The organism is Cellulosimicrobium cellulans, assembly GCF_016921195.1.
In the GTDB taxonomy this organism is placed as follows: domain Bacteria; phylum Actinomycetota; class Actinomycetes; order Actinomycetales; family Cellulomonadaceae; genus Cellulosimicrobium; species Cellulosimicrobium cellulans_F.
Window position 1 is genome coordinate 154096 of sequence record NZ_JAFGYF010000005.1, and the last position, 16122, is coordinate 170217.

Annotated in this window: 13 protein-coding genes; 6 read left to right on the forward strand and 7 right to left on the reverse strand. The window is 75.6% G+C overall.

Going from position 1 to position 16122, the window contains the following annotated elements; genetic code table 11:
* Nucleotides 1–14: 14 nt before the first annotated feature.
* From JN535_RS12535 to JN535_RS20845, 7 genes are all read right to left on the reverse strand, one after another.
* On the reverse strand, nt 15–1325 hold the full coding sequence (locus JN535_RS12535) for a winged helix DNA-binding domain-containing protein (protein ID WP_205205884.1): 1311 nt from the start codon (nt 1323–1325) through the stop codon (nt 15–17).
* Between the two features lie 7 nt (nt 1326–1332).
* Nucleotides 1333–1455: a hypothetical protein gene (locus JN535_RS21270; RefSeq protein WP_255318720.1), complete on the reverse strand. Its 123-nt coding sequence runs from the start codon at nt 1453–1455 to the stop codon at nt 1333–1335.
* Between the two features lie 919 nt (nt 1456–2374).
* The gene (locus JN535_RS12540) at nt 2375–3667 is read right to left on the reverse strand and encodes a DUF58 domain-containing protein (RefSeq protein ID WP_205205885.1); all 1293 of its coding nucleotides are present in this window, start codon (nt 3665–3667) and stop codon (nt 2375–2377) included.
* A 10-nt stretch (nt 3668–3677) separates the two neighbouring features.
* The gene (locus JN535_RS12545) at nt 3678–4619 is read right to left on the reverse strand and encodes an AAA family ATPase (RefSeq protein WP_240201115.1); all 942 of its coding nucleotides are present in this window, start codon (nt 4617–4619) and stop codon (nt 3678–3680) included.
* 245 nt (nt 4620–4864) lie between these two features.
* Entirely contained in the window at nt 4865–6130 is a 1266-nt protein-coding gene (locus JN535_RS12550; protein WP_307868666.1) for a DUF4350 domain-containing protein, read from the reverse strand.
* Nucleotides 6127–6798, reverse strand: a complete 672-nt coding sequence (locus JN535_RS12555; protein ID WP_205205886.1) for a DUF4129 domain-containing protein — start codon at nt 6796–6798, stop codon at nt 6127–6129. Before JN535_RS12555 ends, JN535_RS12550 begins: the two co-directional genes overlap by 4 nt.
* Complete coding sequence (locus JN535_RS20845; protein WP_240201064.1) at nt 6795–8255, reverse strand: DUF7544 domain-containing protein; 1461 nt, start codon at nt 8253–8255, stop codon at nt 6795–6797. The genes JN535_RS12555 and JN535_RS20845 overlap by 4 nt, the downstream gene beginning before the upstream one ends.
* Nucleotides 8256–8425: 170 nt before the next feature.
* Between JN535_RS20845 and mtrA the strand changes: the two genes are divergently transcribed.
* The 6 genes from mtrA (at nt 8426) to JN535_RS12590 (ending at nt 16019) form a co-directional block, all read left to right on the forward strand.
* Nucleotides 8426–9109 (forward strand): MtrAB system response regulator MtrA, encoded by a 684-nt coding sequence (gene mtrA, locus JN535_RS12565; protein WP_047232133.1) that lies wholly within the window; start codon nt 8426–8428, stop codon nt 9107–9109.
* Between the two features lie 107 nt (nt 9110–9216).
* The gene (gene mtrB / locus JN535_RS12570) at nt 9217–10947 is read left to right on the forward strand and encodes an MtrAB system histidine kinase MtrB (protein WP_205205887.1); all 1731 of its coding nucleotides are present in this window, start codon (nt 9217–9219) and stop codon (nt 10945–10947) included.
* Entirely contained in the window at nt 10944–12674 is a 1731-nt protein-coding gene (locus JN535_RS12575; protein WP_205205888.1) for an LpqB family beta-propeller domain-containing protein, read from the forward strand. Before mtrB ends, JN535_RS12575 begins: the two co-directional genes overlap by 4 nt.
* A gap of 159 nt (nt 12675–12833) precedes the next feature.
* Nucleotides 12834–13724 carry a ComF family protein gene (locus JN535_RS12580; protein ID WP_205205889.1) on the forward strand — a complete coding sequence of 297 codons (891 nt, stop codon included), beginning with the start codon at nt 12834–12836 and terminating at the stop codon, nt 13722–13724.
* A gap of 188 nt (nt 13725–13912) precedes the next feature.
* A complete protein-coding gene (gene hpf / locus JN535_RS12585; RefSeq protein WP_205205890.1) occupies nt 13913–14566 on the forward strand; it encodes a ribosome hibernation-promoting factor, HPF/YfiA family in 654 nt (217 codons plus the stop codon).
* Between the two features lie 187 nt (nt 14567–14753).
* A complete protein-coding gene (locus tag JN535_RS12590) occupies nt 14754–16019 on the forward strand; it encodes a winged helix-turn-helix domain-containing protein (RefSeq protein WP_374100502.1) in 1266 nt (421 codons plus the stop codon).
* Nucleotides 16020–16122: the final 103 nt, after the last annotated feature.

Sequence of the window (16122 nt, forward strand, 5' to 3'; positions counted from 1 at the left end):
GTGCCGGACGCCGTTCAGTCGTGCACGACGACGCACACCCGCGCGGCCGGCCATGCGCACCGGACCCAGTCCTCGGCGCGCGCGACGAGCGCGTCACGCACCTCGGGCTCGCGAAGCCGGTCCGCGGGAGAGCGGGGGACGTCGGCGCCGCTCACGCCACCCGCACCCGTGCCGCGCCCGGTGACGTCACCCGCGGGGCCGCGCAGCGGGCGCACCTCGACGTGCACGACGTCGTCCGCGGGCTCGTCGGGCGACGTCGCCCCGGTCGTCGCGGTGGTGGGGGCGGACGGGGTGGTCGTGGCGGTCGGGCGCGCCGTCCACGCCCCGGCCACGCGTCCGTCGACGAGCACCGTCGCCGCGACCTGGCCGTTGACGCTCACGACGCTCTTGACCGGGACGTCGCCGAGGATCCGCGTCCGGTCGTCGTGGGAGAGCACGAGGTTGTCGAAGTCGCCCGCGAGGACCACCGGCACGGACGCGTCGCCGGGCGGGCGGGGCGCGTCGGGAAGGTCGAAGAGCTCCTTGCCGTCCGGGCCGGTGAACGTCTCGAGATCGGGACGCAGGGCGTCGAACGCAGCCTTGAGGCGCGTCAGGCCCGACCATCGCTGGGCGTCGGCCACCGACGCCGGGCCGAACGCCGCCAGGTATCGCCGCACGAGCCGGACGCGTGCCGCGAGGTCCGCGTCGGGGTCGGTGCCGCGCGCGACCGCGTCGAGGGCGTCGTTCGACCGCCCGAGCCACGCCTGCGCCGTCGTCCACGTGGTGGTGGTCCCGGGTCCGCTCGCCCCCCAGAGACCGCGCGGCGGCACCTGGACCAGCGGCAGCAGGCAGCGTGCCCCGTACGCGAGGTGCTTGGGGTCGACGTCGGGCCACCGCTGCGCCAGCCGCCTGCCGAGCTCGACGGACGTGAGCGGCTCGTCGAGCACGTCGCGCGCGACCTCCTCGAGGTCGTCGAGGTCCACGTCGGCGAGGGCCGCGCCGTGCTGGTTCTTCGCCCGCAGGTACGCGGCGAGCGTCGGCCGCACCAGCGCGGTGAGCTCCAGGGCGTCGTCCGCGGCGACCAGGTGCACCGTGCCGCGCAGCGCGCCCACGCGCACGACCTCGCGGTCGGTGAGCAGCGAGCCCAGGTCGTCGGGCGTGAACGCCGCGAGCCGCGACCACAGGGCGGGATACGGCGACGACGGCACCTGCGACTGCAGCCCGACGAGGTGCCGTACCTCGTCCAGCACCGACGCGTCGCGCGGGGCGTCGAGGTGCTGGCGCGCGAGCAGCGCCCGGTTGAGGTCGTCGTGGCTGAGCCGCGGCCCGAACCGCTCGTCGCTCATCAGCAGGTCAGGACAGGACGATCGCGAGCGCCGGGATGAGGAACGTCGCGAGGAGCGCCGCCACGACGATCATCGCGACGCGACGGTTGCGCCGTGCGCGCTGTCGGGGATCGGTCGGCTGCCAGGCCACGGGGTTCTCCTGAGGTCGGTGAGCGTACCCGACGACCCTACCGTCGTGCCCCGACACGGGTCGCCTCCGGGCCGACGTAGAACCGGGGTCCCGCGAGGTAGAACCGCGGTCCCACGAGGTAGAGCCGTGGTCCCACGAGGTAGAGCCGTGGTCCCACGAGGTAGAGCCGTGGTCTAGCGAGGTAGAACCGTGGTCTGGCGAGGTAGAGCCGTGGTCAGATTACGGGCCCGCGTGGTCGGGTCCGCGGCGCGGGTGGTCTCGGTGCTCGGGGCTGCGGCGCCGTCACCCTGGTCCCTCGGCCGTGGGTTCGAGGAGCGCCGCTCTGACGCCCCTTCGCATCCGAGCCCACCCCCACCGCTCGGCGATCGTCTCGCCCGGGACGTCGGTCACCGCTCGCGACCATCGGGAGGCCCACCAGGGCCGGTGCGCCCATGCCGGCTCGGCATGAGCCCGACCAGGCCGTCCCGGCGGGTCGAGCAGGCGAGGCGGGTTCGTCCCGCGCGGCGGACGCGCCAAGACCACCTGCTCGTCGTGACGGCACCGCGATCGGCGATCGTTCCGGCGCGACGGTGCGGCGTCCCGGCCGGTCGCGCGACCCGGCAGGTCGCGCGGCCCGGGCCGAACCCACCCCGCGGGCGGTCGCCCGAGGTGAGGGCCGACCAGGGTGGGTCAACGCCGGTCGGGGTGGGTGGTGGTGCCGCGTCGTGGCGGGCCTGGCGGGAGCCGCGAGGAACGAGCGGCGGATGGTAGACGCGGCACCACCACCCACCCCGACCACCCAAGGCGACCAGAACGCCGTCGAACACAAGAACCACGGTTCTACCTCGCGTGACCACGGTTCTACCTCGCGTGACCACGGTTCTACCTCGCGCGACCACGGTTTCTCCCTCGGCGGACCGAGGTGCCCCGCGGCCACGAGTCAGAGGCGGCCGGCGGCCTTGAGGGCGAGGTAGGTGTCGGCGAGGCGGGGGGCGAGGTCGTCGGGGAGGGCGTCGACGACCTCGACGCCGCGCTGGCGCAGGACGGTCGTCACGGCGGCGCGCTCGATCTCGCCGCGGGCCGCCGCGGCGGCGTCGTAGACCTCGGCGGTGCCGGTGCGGTCGTCGCGCAGGGCGGCGACCTCGGGGTCGCCGGCCGCGGCGAGCACGACCTGGTGCTTGGCCGTGAGCTGCCCGACGACGGGCAGCAGCCCGGTCTCGACGGCGGCGGGGTCGAGGGTCGACAGGAGCACGACGAGCGCGCGCTGGGACAGCCGTTCGTGGACCGCACCGACGAGCCCCGGCCAGTCGGTCTCGAGCAGGGCCGGCTCGAGGGGGGCGAGCGCGTCCGCCATGGCGGGCATGAGGCGCGGCCCGGCGGCTCCGGCGACGCGCGAGCGCACGGTGCGGTCGTACGCGACGAGCTCGACGCGGTCCCCCGCGCGCCCGGCCAGCGCGGCGAGCAGGAGCGCGGCCTCGATGCTCGCGTCGAGGCGCGGCTCGTCCCCGACGCGCGTGGCGGAGGTGCGCGACGTGTCGACGACGACGAGCACGCGCCGGTCGCGCTCGGGCCTCCAGGTGCGCACGACCATGTCGCGGCCCCGGGCGGACGCGCGCCAGTCGATCGAGCGGACGTCGTCGCCGAGGACGTACTCGCGCAGCGAGTCGAACTCGGTGCCCTCGCCGCGCACCTGGACCGCGGCGCGACCGTCCATCTCGCGCAGGCGCGCGAGCCGGCTCGGGAGGTGACGGCGGGACGCGAACTCGGGGAGCACGCGCAGCCGGCCGGGCACGGCGATCGACGCCTGGCGCGCCGCGAGCCGTAGCGGGCCGAACGAGCGGATCGTGACCCGGTCGGCGACACGCTCGCCGCGCCGCGTCGGCACCAGGACGGTCGTGACGCGCGTCGCCTCGCCGGGCGGGAGGTCGACCGGGTGCCGGTTGACCTGGGTCCCGGCCGACGGCGGCCACGCGTCGCGCACGAGCGCGCGCAGCCGCCGCGGTGCGAGGTTGGTGAGGGTGAGGCGCGACGTCGTCGTGTCGGTGAGCCGGACGGAGCCGGGCACGCGGCGCTCGACCGCGACCCGCCGGGGGGACGCCGCGAGCGACACGTCGAGCGCGCACAGCGCGACGACGAGCAGCGTCCACACGAGCACCGTCCCCGGCACGGGGAACAGCAGCACGGGGACGATCCCGAGCGCCGTGAGCACGACGGCGCGCCACGTCAGGGCCACGTGCGACGCCTCAGCGGGGCACGGGGACGGACGCGAGCACGGTGTCGAGCACGCTCTCGGCCGTCACGCCCTCGAGCTCGGCCTCGGGCCGCAGCTGCACGCGGTGGCGCAGCGTGGGGTGCGCGAGGGCCTTGACGTCGTCGGGCGTCACGTACGACCGGCCGGACAACCAGGCCCACGCGCGCGACGTCGCGAGCAGCGCGGTGGCACCACGCGGGGAGACGCCGAGCGACAGCGAGGGGGAGTGGCGCGTCGCGCGGCACACGTCGACGGCGTAGCCGAGGACCTCGCGCGCGACCTGCACGCGCGCGACCTCGGAGCGTGCCCGGTCGAGCACGTCACGGCCGGCGACGGCGCGCACGCCGGCGGCCGCGAGGTCGCGCGGGTTGAACCCGGCGGCGTGGCGCGCGAGCACCTCGACCTCCTGCTCGCGCTCGGGCAGGGGCAGCACGACCTTGAGCAGGAAGCGGTCGAGCTGGGCCTCGGGCAGCGGGTACGTCCCCTCGTACTCGACGGGGTTCTGCGTCGCGATGACGAGGAACGGGTCGGGCAGGGGGCGCGGCGTCCCGTCGACCGACACCTGACGCTCCTCCATCGCCTCGAGGAGCGACGCCTGGGTCTTGGGGGGTGTGCGGTTGATCTCGTCCGCGAGCAGCAGGTTCGTGAAGACCGGGCCCTCGCGGAACGAGAACTCGGCGGTCCGCGCGTCGTACACGAGCGAGCCGGTCACGTCGCCCGGCATGAGGTCGGGCGTGAACTGCACGCGCTTGGTGCCGAGGTCGAGCGATGCGGCGAGCGTGCGCACGAGCAGCGTCTTCGCCACGCCGGGCACGCCCTCCAGCAGGACGTGTCCCTTGCACAGCAGCGCGATGAGCAGGCTCGTCACGGCGCCGTCCTGTCCGACGACGGCCTTGCCGACCTCGCTGCGCACGGCCGCGAGGGCCTGGCGCAGCTCGGGCGACGGCGCGGGGGGTGCGTCGTGCGCGGGAGCCGGCGGCCGGCCGTACGCGGCCGGGGGCGCGGCGGCGTAGCCCGCCGCCGGGGCCCCGGCGGCGGGCGGTCCCTGCTCGTGCCCGGGTGCGCCCGCCGCCGCGCTCACGCGGTCGGCGACGCTCGGGTCCTGGTCCTGCGGCTGCCCCGGGTGCGGGGGCGGCGCGTAGCGGTCGGGCTGCGGCACGGAGCCGTCGGGGTGGTGCGTCACGAGTGGTAGACCTCGCTCTCGATCCGGTCAAGGTGACGCGCGAGCTCGAGCAGTGCCGCGTCGTCGGCGGGTGGTGGTCCGTACAGGAGCTGGGCGACCTGCTCGCCCGGGCGGCCCGTCGCACGGGCGACGGCGTCGACGAGCGCGGGCGCGTCGGCGGAGCGCGGGAGGCCGAGCCTGTTCGCGAGCCGGTCCGCGGTGCCGGCGCGCAGCCCGGCCGCGGCGTGCCCGCGCGCCCCGGCGCGGCGGTAGAGGCGACCGCGACCGCGCGTCGTCTCCGCGGAGCGCACGACGACGGGCAGGTCCTCGGTCACGAGCGGGCCGAGCCGGCGGCCGCGCCACAGCACGACGACGAGCACGACCACGAGCACCTGGAGCGCGACGACGCCGAACCACGGCGGGAGGGAGAGAGCCGGAGTCTGCTCGTCCTCGCCACCGCCGAGCGACGTGTCGAACGGGTCGGGCACGAGCCACACGAGGCGGTCGTTCGAGCCGAGCGTCCACAGCGCGAGGGCGGCGTTGCCGTCGTCGGTGACCGTGTCGTTGCGCAGCACGGTGGTCGTGTCCACGGCCCGCACGGTCCGCTCGTCGGTCTCGTGCACGAGGTAGGCGCCGACCGTCGGGTCGTCGGGGGAGGGGAAGCACAGGACGGTCGTCCGGTCGACCGCGAGGAAGCCGACGCCGTCCGAGCGCAGCGCGCCGGCGGCCTGTGCGGCCGGGTCGTCGCAGCGCGGGGAGCGCGTGGCCGTCCCGGGTCCCCAGTCGTAGGCGAGCTCCGCGCCGGCGTCCGTCGCGGCCGAGAGGAGGAAGTCGGGCGGCGCCACGAGGACGAGGTCGGTGGGTGTGCGCACGAGCGCCTCCACCTGCTCGTCGAGCAGGAAGTCGCCCTGCGCGACGAGCAGCGTGCCGCCGTCCGCGGCCGCCGTGACCGCGTCCGCGACCGTGGTCACGTAGGTGACCTCGACGCCCTGGTCGCGCAGGACCTCCGCGACGGCCCGGGCGCCGGCGGGCCCGGGGTTGTCGGGCGCGAGGGGCGTGGACGACGTCGTCGGGCGTGCGAGCGCCGAGAGGCCGGCGAGCGCGACGAGGGCGAGGACGACCACGAGGGGCCAGCGCGCGCGGCGCCACCGGCTGCGGGCGCGCGACCCGGCGGTGGTGCCGTCGCCGACGACGGGCACGTACGCCGTCGTCACCGCGCGCGGCCCGCCCGCGTGGTCCGCGGGTCCCGCGGCGGGCGGTGGTCCGGGGTGGGTCGTGCTCACGCCTCACCGCCGGGGGTCGTGGTGGCCGCCGTCGCGACCTCGGCGCGCAGCACGGGACGCGTCGCGAGCGTGCGCTCGTCGAGCGCGCGCAGGAACGCGTCCGCCTCGGGCCCGACCGCGGCCTTGCCGTACGCGACGTCGTCGAACAGGTGCGCGCCGCGCTCGAGGCCGTCGGCCACGTCGGGGACGCGCTCGCCCGCCGCCTCGGCGGCCTCCCACGCCGTGCGGCCGGGACGGGCGTCCAGGACGGCCCGCTCCTCGAGCGAGCGGACGACGGCGCGGAAGCGCTCGAGCGCCGCGGTCGCCCAGTCCGCACGGGAGGCCGCGGCGTCGGCCGCCGCGCGCATCTCGGCGGCGGTTCGCACGTCGTCGTCCAGCACGACGGCGGACGCGGCCGCCCGGCGCGACAGGCGCACCGGACCGGCGACCCAGTACGCGATGCCGGCCACGAGCAGCACGACCACGACGACGAGCACCGCGGTGAGCGGGCCGCCCAGGTCGAGCGTGGGCGCGCCGTCGAACAGCCCGAGCACCCAGTCGACGAACCGCTGCAGGAGCGACGGCTCCGTGCGGTACTCCGGCCTCGCGAGCTCCTCGACGAGCCATCGGCGCGCCTCGTCGGCGCCGGGCTGCACCGGCACGTCGGCCGCGAGCGACCGCAGCGTCATGCGGGCGGCTGCGCGTTCGCCGCCGCGGCGAGCTCGACGTCCAGGCCCTCGCGGCGCATGCGCACGTCGATGTAGAGGAGCGCGACGACGCTCCCGAGGAACAGCGTCATGACGATCGTCGAGAGCGCGACACCGAGCGCCAGCAGGGCGTTCGCCACGAAGCTCTGCCCTGCGGCGAGGAGGAACGTGCTCACGAGGCTGAACGGCGAGACGACGATCTGCACGACGACGTACATCGCGACGTACGCGAGCAGGTAGATGCCGAAGAGGCGCCAGAAGCTGCCGCGCGTGAGGAGCCACGAGCGTCGGACGGTCGCCCAGAACGGCTGGCCCTCGAGCGCGAGCGCCGGTGGCACGAGCCCGGTGCGGGTCCCGACCCAGACCGCGAGCACCAGGAGGCCCGGGAGAGCGACCAGGAGCAGGACCACGCCGAGCGCTGTCGCGGCGGCGAAGCCCAGGGCGACGAGGAGCACGACCAGCCCGACGGCGACGGCCCAGGCCAGGCCCAGCAGCAGGGAGAAACCGATGAGGAACCACGCGCGCCGGCCGACCTGCGACCAGACCTCCCCGGTCGTGGCCTTGCGGCCGATGACGGACTGCCCGATGGACACCGTCAGCAGGCCGCTGACGATCGGGGTGGCCAGGCTGGTCGTGAGCCCCGTCCCGAGCGTGCTCGAGTAGAGCATCGCGAAGTCGTTCTCCATCCCGCCCAGCCCGGTCTCGTCCGGCAGGGAGAAGAAGAAGTCGGCGAAGTAGCCGGAGAACGCCCAGCCGAGCAGCGCGCCGACGATCGTCGCGACGACGACGACGAGGGAGCTCAGGCCCAGCATCACGCGCGGGTTGTGGCGGATCGCGCCGAACGCGCCGTCGAAGATCTCGCCGAGCGACAGCGGGCGCAGCGGGACGATCCCCGGCTTCGCGGCGGGGGCCACGTAGGGCGCACCCGCGAAGCCGGCAGGCGGGCCGTAGCCGGGGGCGCCGTATTGCTGCTGCCCGTACTGCTGCTGCCCGTACTGCCCTTGCCCGTACTGTCCCTGGCCGTACTGACCCTGCCCGTGGCCCGGCTGGCCGTACCCGCCCGGACCCTGCGGCGCTGACTGTCCGTACTGCGGCTGCCCGTACTGCGGCTGCCCGTACTGCGGCTGCCCGTACTGCGGCTGCCCGTACTGCGGCTGCCCATACGACGGCTGTCCCCACGCCCCTGGCGCGGGGGCCGCGGGCGGCTGGTCCGCCGTCGTGTCCTGACCGGGTCCGTACCCGGGCGCGTACTGGCCGTACCGGGGCTGCGGCTGCGACGGCGCTGAGCCGCCCGGTGCTCCGTAGCCGGGTGCCCCGTGCGCGGGGGCGCCCCAGCCGTCGGCGTCACCACCGGGGCCCGTGGGCGTCGTCGGGCCGGGCGCCGCCGCCGGGTCCGGCGTGGCACCGTCCGGCGTGCCGGAGGTGTCGGGTGTGCTCATGTGCTCGTGGTCCCCCGCGGTCGGCTCGGGCGTGTCGGTCCAGGCTGCCGGGCGGCGATCGGCCACGGCGGCGAGGCCACCCTAGTACGCGCCTCCCGCGCGCGGGGGTTCACCCGCGCCGCGGCGCCGGGCCGCGCCGAGCGGAGGCCCGTCGATGGCAAGATGTCCGCATGAAGGTTCGTGTGCTCGTGGTCGACGACGACACCGCCCTGGCCGAGATGATCGGGATCGTCCTGCGCTCCGAGGGCTTCGAGCCGGTGTTCTGCGCGGACGGCGACCTCGCGCTCGAGACGTTCCGCAGCACCCAGCCGGACCTCGTGCTCCTGGACCTCATGCTCCCGGGCAAGGACGGGACCGAGGTGTGCCGCCTCATCCGTGCCGAGTCGGGCGTGCCCGTCATCATGCTCACCGCGAAGAGCGACACGGTCGACGTCGTGCTCGGGCTCGAGTCGGGCGCCGACGACTACATCTCCAAGCCGTTCAAGCCCAAGGAGCTCGTCGCCCGCATCCGGGCGCGCCTGCGCCGCACCGAGGAGCCGGCCCCGGAGCACCTGTCGATCGGCGACGTGGAGATCGACGTGACGGGCCACCGCGTCTCCCGCGGGGGCGAGCAGGTCGCGCTCACCCCGCTCGAGTTCGACCTCCTCGTCGCGCTCGCGCGCAAGCCCTGGCAGGTCTTCACGCGCGAGGTCCTCCTCGAGAAGGTGTGGGGTTACCGGCACGCCGCGGACACGCGCCTCGTCAACGTCCACGTCCAGCGTCTGCGCTCGAAGATCGAGCACGACCCCGAGAACCCGGAGATCGTGCTGACCGTCCGCGGCGTCGGGTACAAGGCGGGCGCGACCCGCACGTGAGCGCGACGGCCGGCTCCAGCGACGGGCGCTGGCGGGGGCTCTGGCGCCGGGTCCGTCGACGTGCGCGAGCGACCGCCCGCCGCGTCGTGTGGCGTTGGCGCTCGTCGATGCAGCTGCGCGTCGTGACCTCCGCGCTCGTGGTGGGCGTGCTCACGGTCGGCGCGCTCGGCGCCTACCTCACCGACGCGATGCGCGACGGGCTCTACGAGCGGCGCGCGGCCGAGGTCGACCTGGAGAGCGCGCAGTCGACGCAGCAGGCGCGCAGCACGCTCGACGCGTCGCCTGCCGCGAACGCGACGGAGGCGCAGTCGCTGCTGTTCGACCTCTTCTCCATGCTGCAGACCACGGGATCGTCGCGCGACGTCTTCCTGTGGCAGGCGGGAGGGTCGAGCACCGTCGGGTTCCTCGACCTGTCGACGAACCCGCAGCTCGTCGACCTCGTCACGCCCGAGATGCGCGCGGCCACCGTCGCCGCCGACGGCGAGCAGTACCTGCAGTCCGTCGCCATCCCGGTCGACCCGGCGGACCCGGACTCGTCGGTCGTGCCGGGCATCGTCGTGGGCTCCACGGTCGAGGTGCCCGTCGCCGGCACGTACGAGCTCTACTACCTCTACGACCTCGAGGCCGACCAGGAGACGCTGCGCTTCCTGCAGTCCGTCCTGCTCGTCGGCGCGCTCGTGCTGCTCGCGCTGCTCGTCGGCATCACCGCGCTCGTCACGCGCCAGGCCGTGCTCCCCGTGCGGCAGGCGGCGACCGTCGCGGAGCGGCTCGCCGACGGCCGCCTCGACGAACGGCTCCCGGTCAAGGGGCACGACGAGATGGCGTCGCTCGCGCACTCGTTCAACGAGATGGCGCGGAGCCTCCAGGACCAGATCGGGCGCATGGAGGAGCTGTCGATGCTCCAGCGCCGGTTCGTCTCCGACGTCTCGCACGAGCTGCGCACGCCGCTCACGACGATCCGCATGGCGTCCGAGGTGCTGTACTCCTCGCGCGAGGAGTTCGACCCCGTCTCGAAGCGATCGACCGAGCTGCTCCAGACCCAGCTCGACCGGTTCGAGGACCTCCTCGCGGACCTGCTCGAGATCAGCCGGTTCGACGCCGGGGCCGCGGTCCTCGACGCCGAGCGCCGCGACCTGCGCGACGTCGTCAACGCCGCGGTCGACCACGCCGCCCCGCTCGCCGAGCGCAAGGGCGTCTGGCTGTCGGTCCACCTCGGGGACGAGCCCGTGACCGCGGACGTCGACCCCCGGCGGGTCGAGCGCATCGTGCGCAACCTCGTCGTCAACGCGATCGAGCACGCCGAGGAACGGCCCGTGGAGATCACGGTCGAGGGCGACGGGCACGCCGTCGCGGTCGCGGTGCGCGACCACGGGGTCGGGATGACCGCGGACGAGGTCCAGCACGTGTTCGACCGATTCTGGCGCGCGGACCCGGCCCGCGCGCGCACGACCGGCGGCACGGGCCTGGGGCTCGCGATCTCGCTCGAGGACGCCCACCTGCACGGCGGCTGGCTCGAGGCCTGGGGCCGCCCGGGGCGCGGCGCCAGCTTCCGGCTGACGCTCCCGCGACGCGCGGGCATCCGGCTCCAGTCCTCGCCGCTGCCGCTCGTGTCGGAGGCGGCGGTCGGCCGAGGGCTCCCCGCCGAGTGGAGCGCCACGACGGCGGTCGTCGAGGACGTCGAGGGGACGGCGGGCCCCGCCGACCTGCCCTCCGTCACGGGCGGGATCCCCGTCGTCCTGCCCCGCGACCACGACCCGTCCCCGGGCCGTGGGGCGGAACCCCCGCCCGGGGAGCAGACGGAGCGGCTGACCACCGACGACGTGCAGGAGGCGCGATGACCACGACCGGGACGCTGCGTCGTCGGACCGTGCGCGCGCTCGCCGCCGGGTTCGCGACGGCGTTCGTCGCCGCGCTCGGCGCGTGCGCCTCGATCCCCACGTCCGGACCGGTCACCGAGGGCGAGGCGACCCCGGAGGATCCCGGCCAGCCGTTCGTCAGCGCCGCGGCCCCGCGCCCCGACGCGTCCCCGTCCCAGATCGTCCAGGGCTTCCTCGCCGCCCAGGCCCAGGGCGCGCGGAGCTCGTTCGACGTCGCCTCGGAGTTCCTCACGCCGGAGGTCCAGGAGGAGTGGTCCCCGCTCGCCCAGGTGGCGGTCGTGGCGGGCGAGCCCGAGCTCGTCGTGGACGAGTCGACGCTCGAGGGCGGGACGACGACGGTCCGCACGACGGCGGAGCTCGTCGGCACCGTGGACGAGCACGGCGTCTACACCGAGGAGGTCCCCGGGCAGACCATCGAGATCTCCTACGGCCTGGTGCGCGACGACCACGACCAGTGGCGCATCGACACGGTCGACGACGGACTGACGATCACCGAGACGAACTTCGCGCAGACCTACAAGCAGGTCAACCTCTACTTCCCGACCCTCGACCGGGAGTACCTCGTGCCCGACGCGCGCTGGTTCCCCAGCCGCAACTGGCAGGCGCTCGCGGTCCGGGAGACCCTGCGCGGGCCGGCGGAGTGGCTGGCCGGCTCCGTGGCGACCGTCGCCCCCGAGGGCACCGCGCTGAGCATCGACTCCGTCCCGGCGGCGGAGGGGACGATCTCCGTGCCGCTCACGGATCCCGTCACCGCGGCCTCGTCCGCGGACCGCGCCCTCCTGCTGGCCCAGCTCCAGGCCTCCCTCGGGGGACGCGTCGAGATCACGGTCGACGTCGGCGGGTCGGTGCTCTCGGCCGACGAGGTCCCGACGATCGGCGTGGCCACGACCCCGGACGACCCGGTCGTCCTGGCGGGCGACCAGATCATGAGGCTGCAGGGCCGCACGACCGAGCCGGTCGCGTCCGCCGCACCGCTCACCGGCCTCCAGCCCACGGCCCTCGCGTTCCGCGGGCGCTCCACCGACGCGGCGTTCGTCGTCCGCGACGGAGGGAGCCGCATCGTCACGGCGCCGACCGCGGAGGCCGGGCCGACGACGCTCCTGACGGGATCGAACCTGCTCGCCCCGTCGATCGACCGCTTCCAGTACCTGTGGAGCGGTCCGCAGGTCCAGGCGGGTGCGTTGCAGGTCGTGAAACTCGGGGAGGCGGGTTCGGACGAGGCCGTGACCCCCGTCGCGGCGGCCTGGCTCGAGGGGCGCACGATCATGTCCGTGCGGGTCGCTCCGGACGGTGCGCGGATCGCCGTCGTGAGCGACGCGGGGAGCGGCGCGCAGATCCACGTCGCCGGCATCGTCCGCGACGAGGCGGGGCGCCCGACCCAGCTCTCCGAGCCGGTGCGGGTGGGCCAACCCGTGCTGGCGGCCACCCAGGTCACGTGGGTCGACCGCGCGCTCCTGGGGGTCCTCGGGCGGACGTCGGGGACGGCCGAGCCCGTGGTGCAGCGTGTCCCCGTCGGCGGGCCCACGGTGCCCTCGTCGCCGGTCGAGGACGCGGTCTCGCTCGCCTCGGCGACGGGCGCCTCCACGACGCTCGTCGGGACGAGCGACAGCAGCCTCTACGCGGCGGGCACCTCGACCCTCTGGACCAGGGTCGCGACCGAGGTGCGGCTGCCCACCTTCCCGGGCTGATCACGGCGGCGACGCCGCGCCGTCCGGGGCGGCACGTCGCCTGTCCAGGGTGGACCACAGGACCGGCCGTCGGCCCGCACGAGCGCCCGTACGGCGCCGTCGTCCACAGGTCCCGCGACCGCGCCCGCACGCGGGACCCTGCCCGGGCAGGCTGGTCCGGTGCTCCTCCGTGCCCTCGACGACGTCGCGCGCCTCGTGCTGCCTGTCGCCTGCCCGGGGTGCGCCCGCCCCGACGTCCGCTGGTGCGCCGACTGCCTGGCGCCGCTCGGCGCTCCGCTGCGGCGCCGCGAGGAAGGAGCTCCGCGCCTCGACCGGCTCGACGGCGTCGCGCCCCTGCCCGTCTGGGCTCCGGCGCGTTACGAGGGCCCGGTGCGCGGCGTGGTCGTCGCGTGGAAGGACCGTGGCCGCGCCGACCTCGACCGTCCGCTGGCCGCGGTCGCGCGCCGCGCGGGCACCGCGCTCCCGGTGCTCCTCGGCGCGGGCGCCCGACCCGTCGCGAGGCCGTCGACGCGCGCGGTCCCCGGGCGACCGGCCCGAGCGGTCCTCGTCGTTCCCGCCCCGACGTCCGCCGCGGCGCGCAGGGCCCGCGGCCGGGACCCCGTCGTCGTGCTCGCGCGCGGTGTCGCGGCGGGCCTCAGGGCCTCGGGGACGCCGGCACGGGTCGCACCCCTGCTCGTGCAGCGCGGGCGTGCGCGCGACCAGGTCGGGCTGGGCTCCAGGGCGCGCGGCGCACGTCTCGGCGCGGTCGGGGCCGCGACCGGGCCGGTGACGCGTCGTCGGGTGCGCGAGGCCGAGCGGGACCGGCTCCCGTGCCTCCTCGTCGACGACGTCCTCACCACCGGAGCGACCCTCGCCGCGAGCGAGACCGCCCTCGCCCGCGCCGGCCTTCCCGTGCTCGGGGCCTTCGTCCTCGCGGCGACACCCGCGCCCTCGAGGCGTCGTGAGGCCGCCCCGGAAGGCGCCGTGACGCGCCTCTCGACGACGGGCCGAAGGTCCTCCGGTTCACCTCCCGTTGGTGCTGCCGACACCCCGGAGCGCGGGTTAGTCTGAGGGCCAGTCGCCGCGGACGACGGAGGTGCAGCGCACGTCCGGCGCCGCGCGAGCGTACCGAGCGCGCGGCCTCGCGCCGCAAGGAGGTGGTAGCCCACCGCACCCGCAACGGGTGCTCCTACCGAATCCGAACGAGGCGCTCGGACGCATCGAGCCGGGCGCCGCACAAGATCCTCGCGGAGGCTCACATGGAGATCGTCGTCGTCGGCAGGCACACGGAAGTGGCAGACCGCTTCCGCCGGCACGTGGAGGACAAGCTCGCCAAGGTCCAGCAGCTCGCGCCCACGGCGCAGCGCGTGGACGTCGAGGTCACCCACGAGAACAACCCGAGGCTCTCCGGGGTTCGCGAACGCGTCGAGCTGACCGTGCGCGCCAAGGGACCCGTCGTCCGTGCCGAAGCAGCGGCCGACGACCGGTTCGGCGCCCTCGACCTCGCGATGGACAAGCTCGCCGAGCGCCTGCGCCGTGCCCGCGACCGTCGCAAGGACCACCGCAACCACACCGTCGTGCCGCCCGTCGACGTGCGCCCCTACGACGCGGCCACGCACGCCGCACCCCCGCCGCCGGCGCCGACCGCGCCCACCGAGCCCGGGGAGGCCGTCGAGACCACGCTCGGCGACTCGCCCGTCGTCATCCGGCAGAAGCTGCACTCCGCGGAACCCATGACCGTGGACGACGCGCTGTACGAGATGGAGATGGTCGGCCACGACTTCTTCCTCTTCGTCGACGTCGAGACCTCGCGCCCGTCCGTCGCCTACCGGCGCCGCGGCTGGACGTACGGGGTCGTCGCGCTCGACACGTCCTGCGACTGCGCCGACGCCGTGGTCGAGAAGACCGCCTGACCGGCACCGACGCGCCCGGACCCACCCCGGGTCCGGGCGCGTCGCGCTGTCCGGACCCCGTCGTTCGTCGACCGGACGACCGTGGCGGGCCCAGAGGTGGTCGTGGCGCGTCCGGTGGCCGAGACGTGCCGGGAGCACGTGGTCGGCACGGGACGGGCGTGTGGGTGGGGGCGGGCAGGATCGGGGCGTGGTCGCCACGCCGTCGAGGTCCGAGTCGATGTCCCTGTCCCAGGCGCGCCGCGTCGCGCTCGCCGCGCAAGGGCTGCACCGTCCGCGCCCGTACGACGGCACGAGCGGTCGAGCGCCGACGATGCGGCAGGTCCAGGGGGTGATCGACCGCCTCGGGCTCCTGCAGATCGACTCGGTGAACGTGCTCGCGCGGGCGCACCTCATGCCGCTGTACGCGCGTCTCGGCCCGTACGACACGGCGCTGCTGGACCGCGCGGCGGGACGGGCGCCGCGCCGTCTCGTGGAGACGTGGGCCCACGTCGCGTCGTACGTGCCGCCCAGCACGTGGCCGCTGCTCGAGTGGCGTCGCCGCCGGTACCGGACGGAGGCGTGGGGGACCATCAGCGCGGTCGAGATGAGCCACTCCGAGGCGGTGGAGGACGTGCGCCGCCTCGTCACCCAGCGCGGCCCGATCACGGCGAGCGAGGTGCACGAGATCCTGGAGGCGGAGGGTCGGGCGCACCCGCGGGACCGGTCGCAGTGGGGCTGGAACTGGACCGTCGCCAAGCGCGCGCTCGAGTTCCTGTTCTTCACGGGCGAGATCACGTCCGCGCGCCGCAACGGCGCGTTCGAGCGCTGCTACGACCTCACCGAACGCGTGCTGCCGCCGGAGGTCCTCGCGGCGCCGCCCGTCGCGGACGCCGACGCCGTCCGGGCTCTCCTCGAGATCGGTGCGCGGGCGCACGGGATCGGGACGCTGCGCTGCTTCAAGGACTACTTCCGGCTCAAGGGCCCCGCGGTGCGCACGGCGTTCGACGAGCTCGTCGAGGCGGGCACGCTGCGGCCGGTGACGGTGCGCGGCTGGGACGAGCCGACGTACCTGCACGCCGACGCCGCGCTGCCTCGGCGCGCGACCGCGACGACCCTGCTCAACCCGTTCGACCCGCTCGTGTTCGAGCGCACGCGGCTCGAGCGGCTGTTCGACGTGCACTACCGGATCGAGATCTACGTGCCCGCGGCCAGACGGGTCCACGGCTACTACGTCCTGCCGTTCCTCGAGGGCGAGCAGCTCACGGCGCGCGTCGACCTCAAGGCCGACCGGCGGGCCGGCGTGCTGCGGGTGCTGTCGGCGCACCGGGAGCAGGCGGCGGGGGAGCAGACGGCGGCGCGGCTCGCCGCGGAGCTCCGCGTGCTGGGCGGGTGGCTCGGCGTCCCGGACGTCGACGTCGCACCCTCGGGCGACCTGGCCCCTGCGCTCGCGGCCGAGGTGGCGGCGACGGGCTGACGGGTCGGTCGGGCCCCGCGGCCCCGGTGGGCGGGCCGCCCGCGTGGGGCCCCGACGTCGTACCCTGGCGCCGGGCTCGCCGGTGAGGTTCGTCGTCGGCGAA

What these genes read in the sequence shown, in the direction of transcription:
- mtrB (WP_205205887.1), top strand. Translation starts at nt 9,217, where the DNA reads ATGCAGCTGCGCGTCGTGACCTCCGCGCTCGTGGTGGGCGTGCTCACG.
- JN535_RS12555 (WP_205205886.1), bottom strand. Translation starts at nt 6,798, where the DNA reads ATGACGCTGCGGTCGCTCGCGGCCGACGTGCCGGTGCAGCCCGGCGCC.
- hpf (WP_205205890.1), top strand. Translation starts at nt 13,913, where the DNA reads ATGGAGATCGTCGTCGTCGGCAGGCACACGGAAGTGGCAGACCGCTTC.
- JN535_RS20845 (WP_240201064.1), bottom strand. Translation starts at nt 8,255, where the DNA reads ATGAGCACACCCGACACCTCCGGCACGCCGGACGGTGCCACGCCGGAC.
- JN535_RS12575 (WP_205205888.1), top strand. Translation starts at nt 10,944, where the DNA reads ATGACCACGACCGGGACGCTGCGTCGTCGGACCGTGCGCGCGCTCGCC.
- mtrA (WP_047232133.1), top strand. Translation starts at nt 8,426, where the DNA reads ATGAAGGTTCGTGTGCTCGTGGTCGACGACGACACCGCCCTGGCCGAG.
- JN535_RS12535 (WP_205205884.1), bottom strand. Translation starts at nt 1,325, where the DNA reads ATGAGCGACGAGCGGTTCGGGCCGCGGCTCAGCCACGACGACCTCAAC.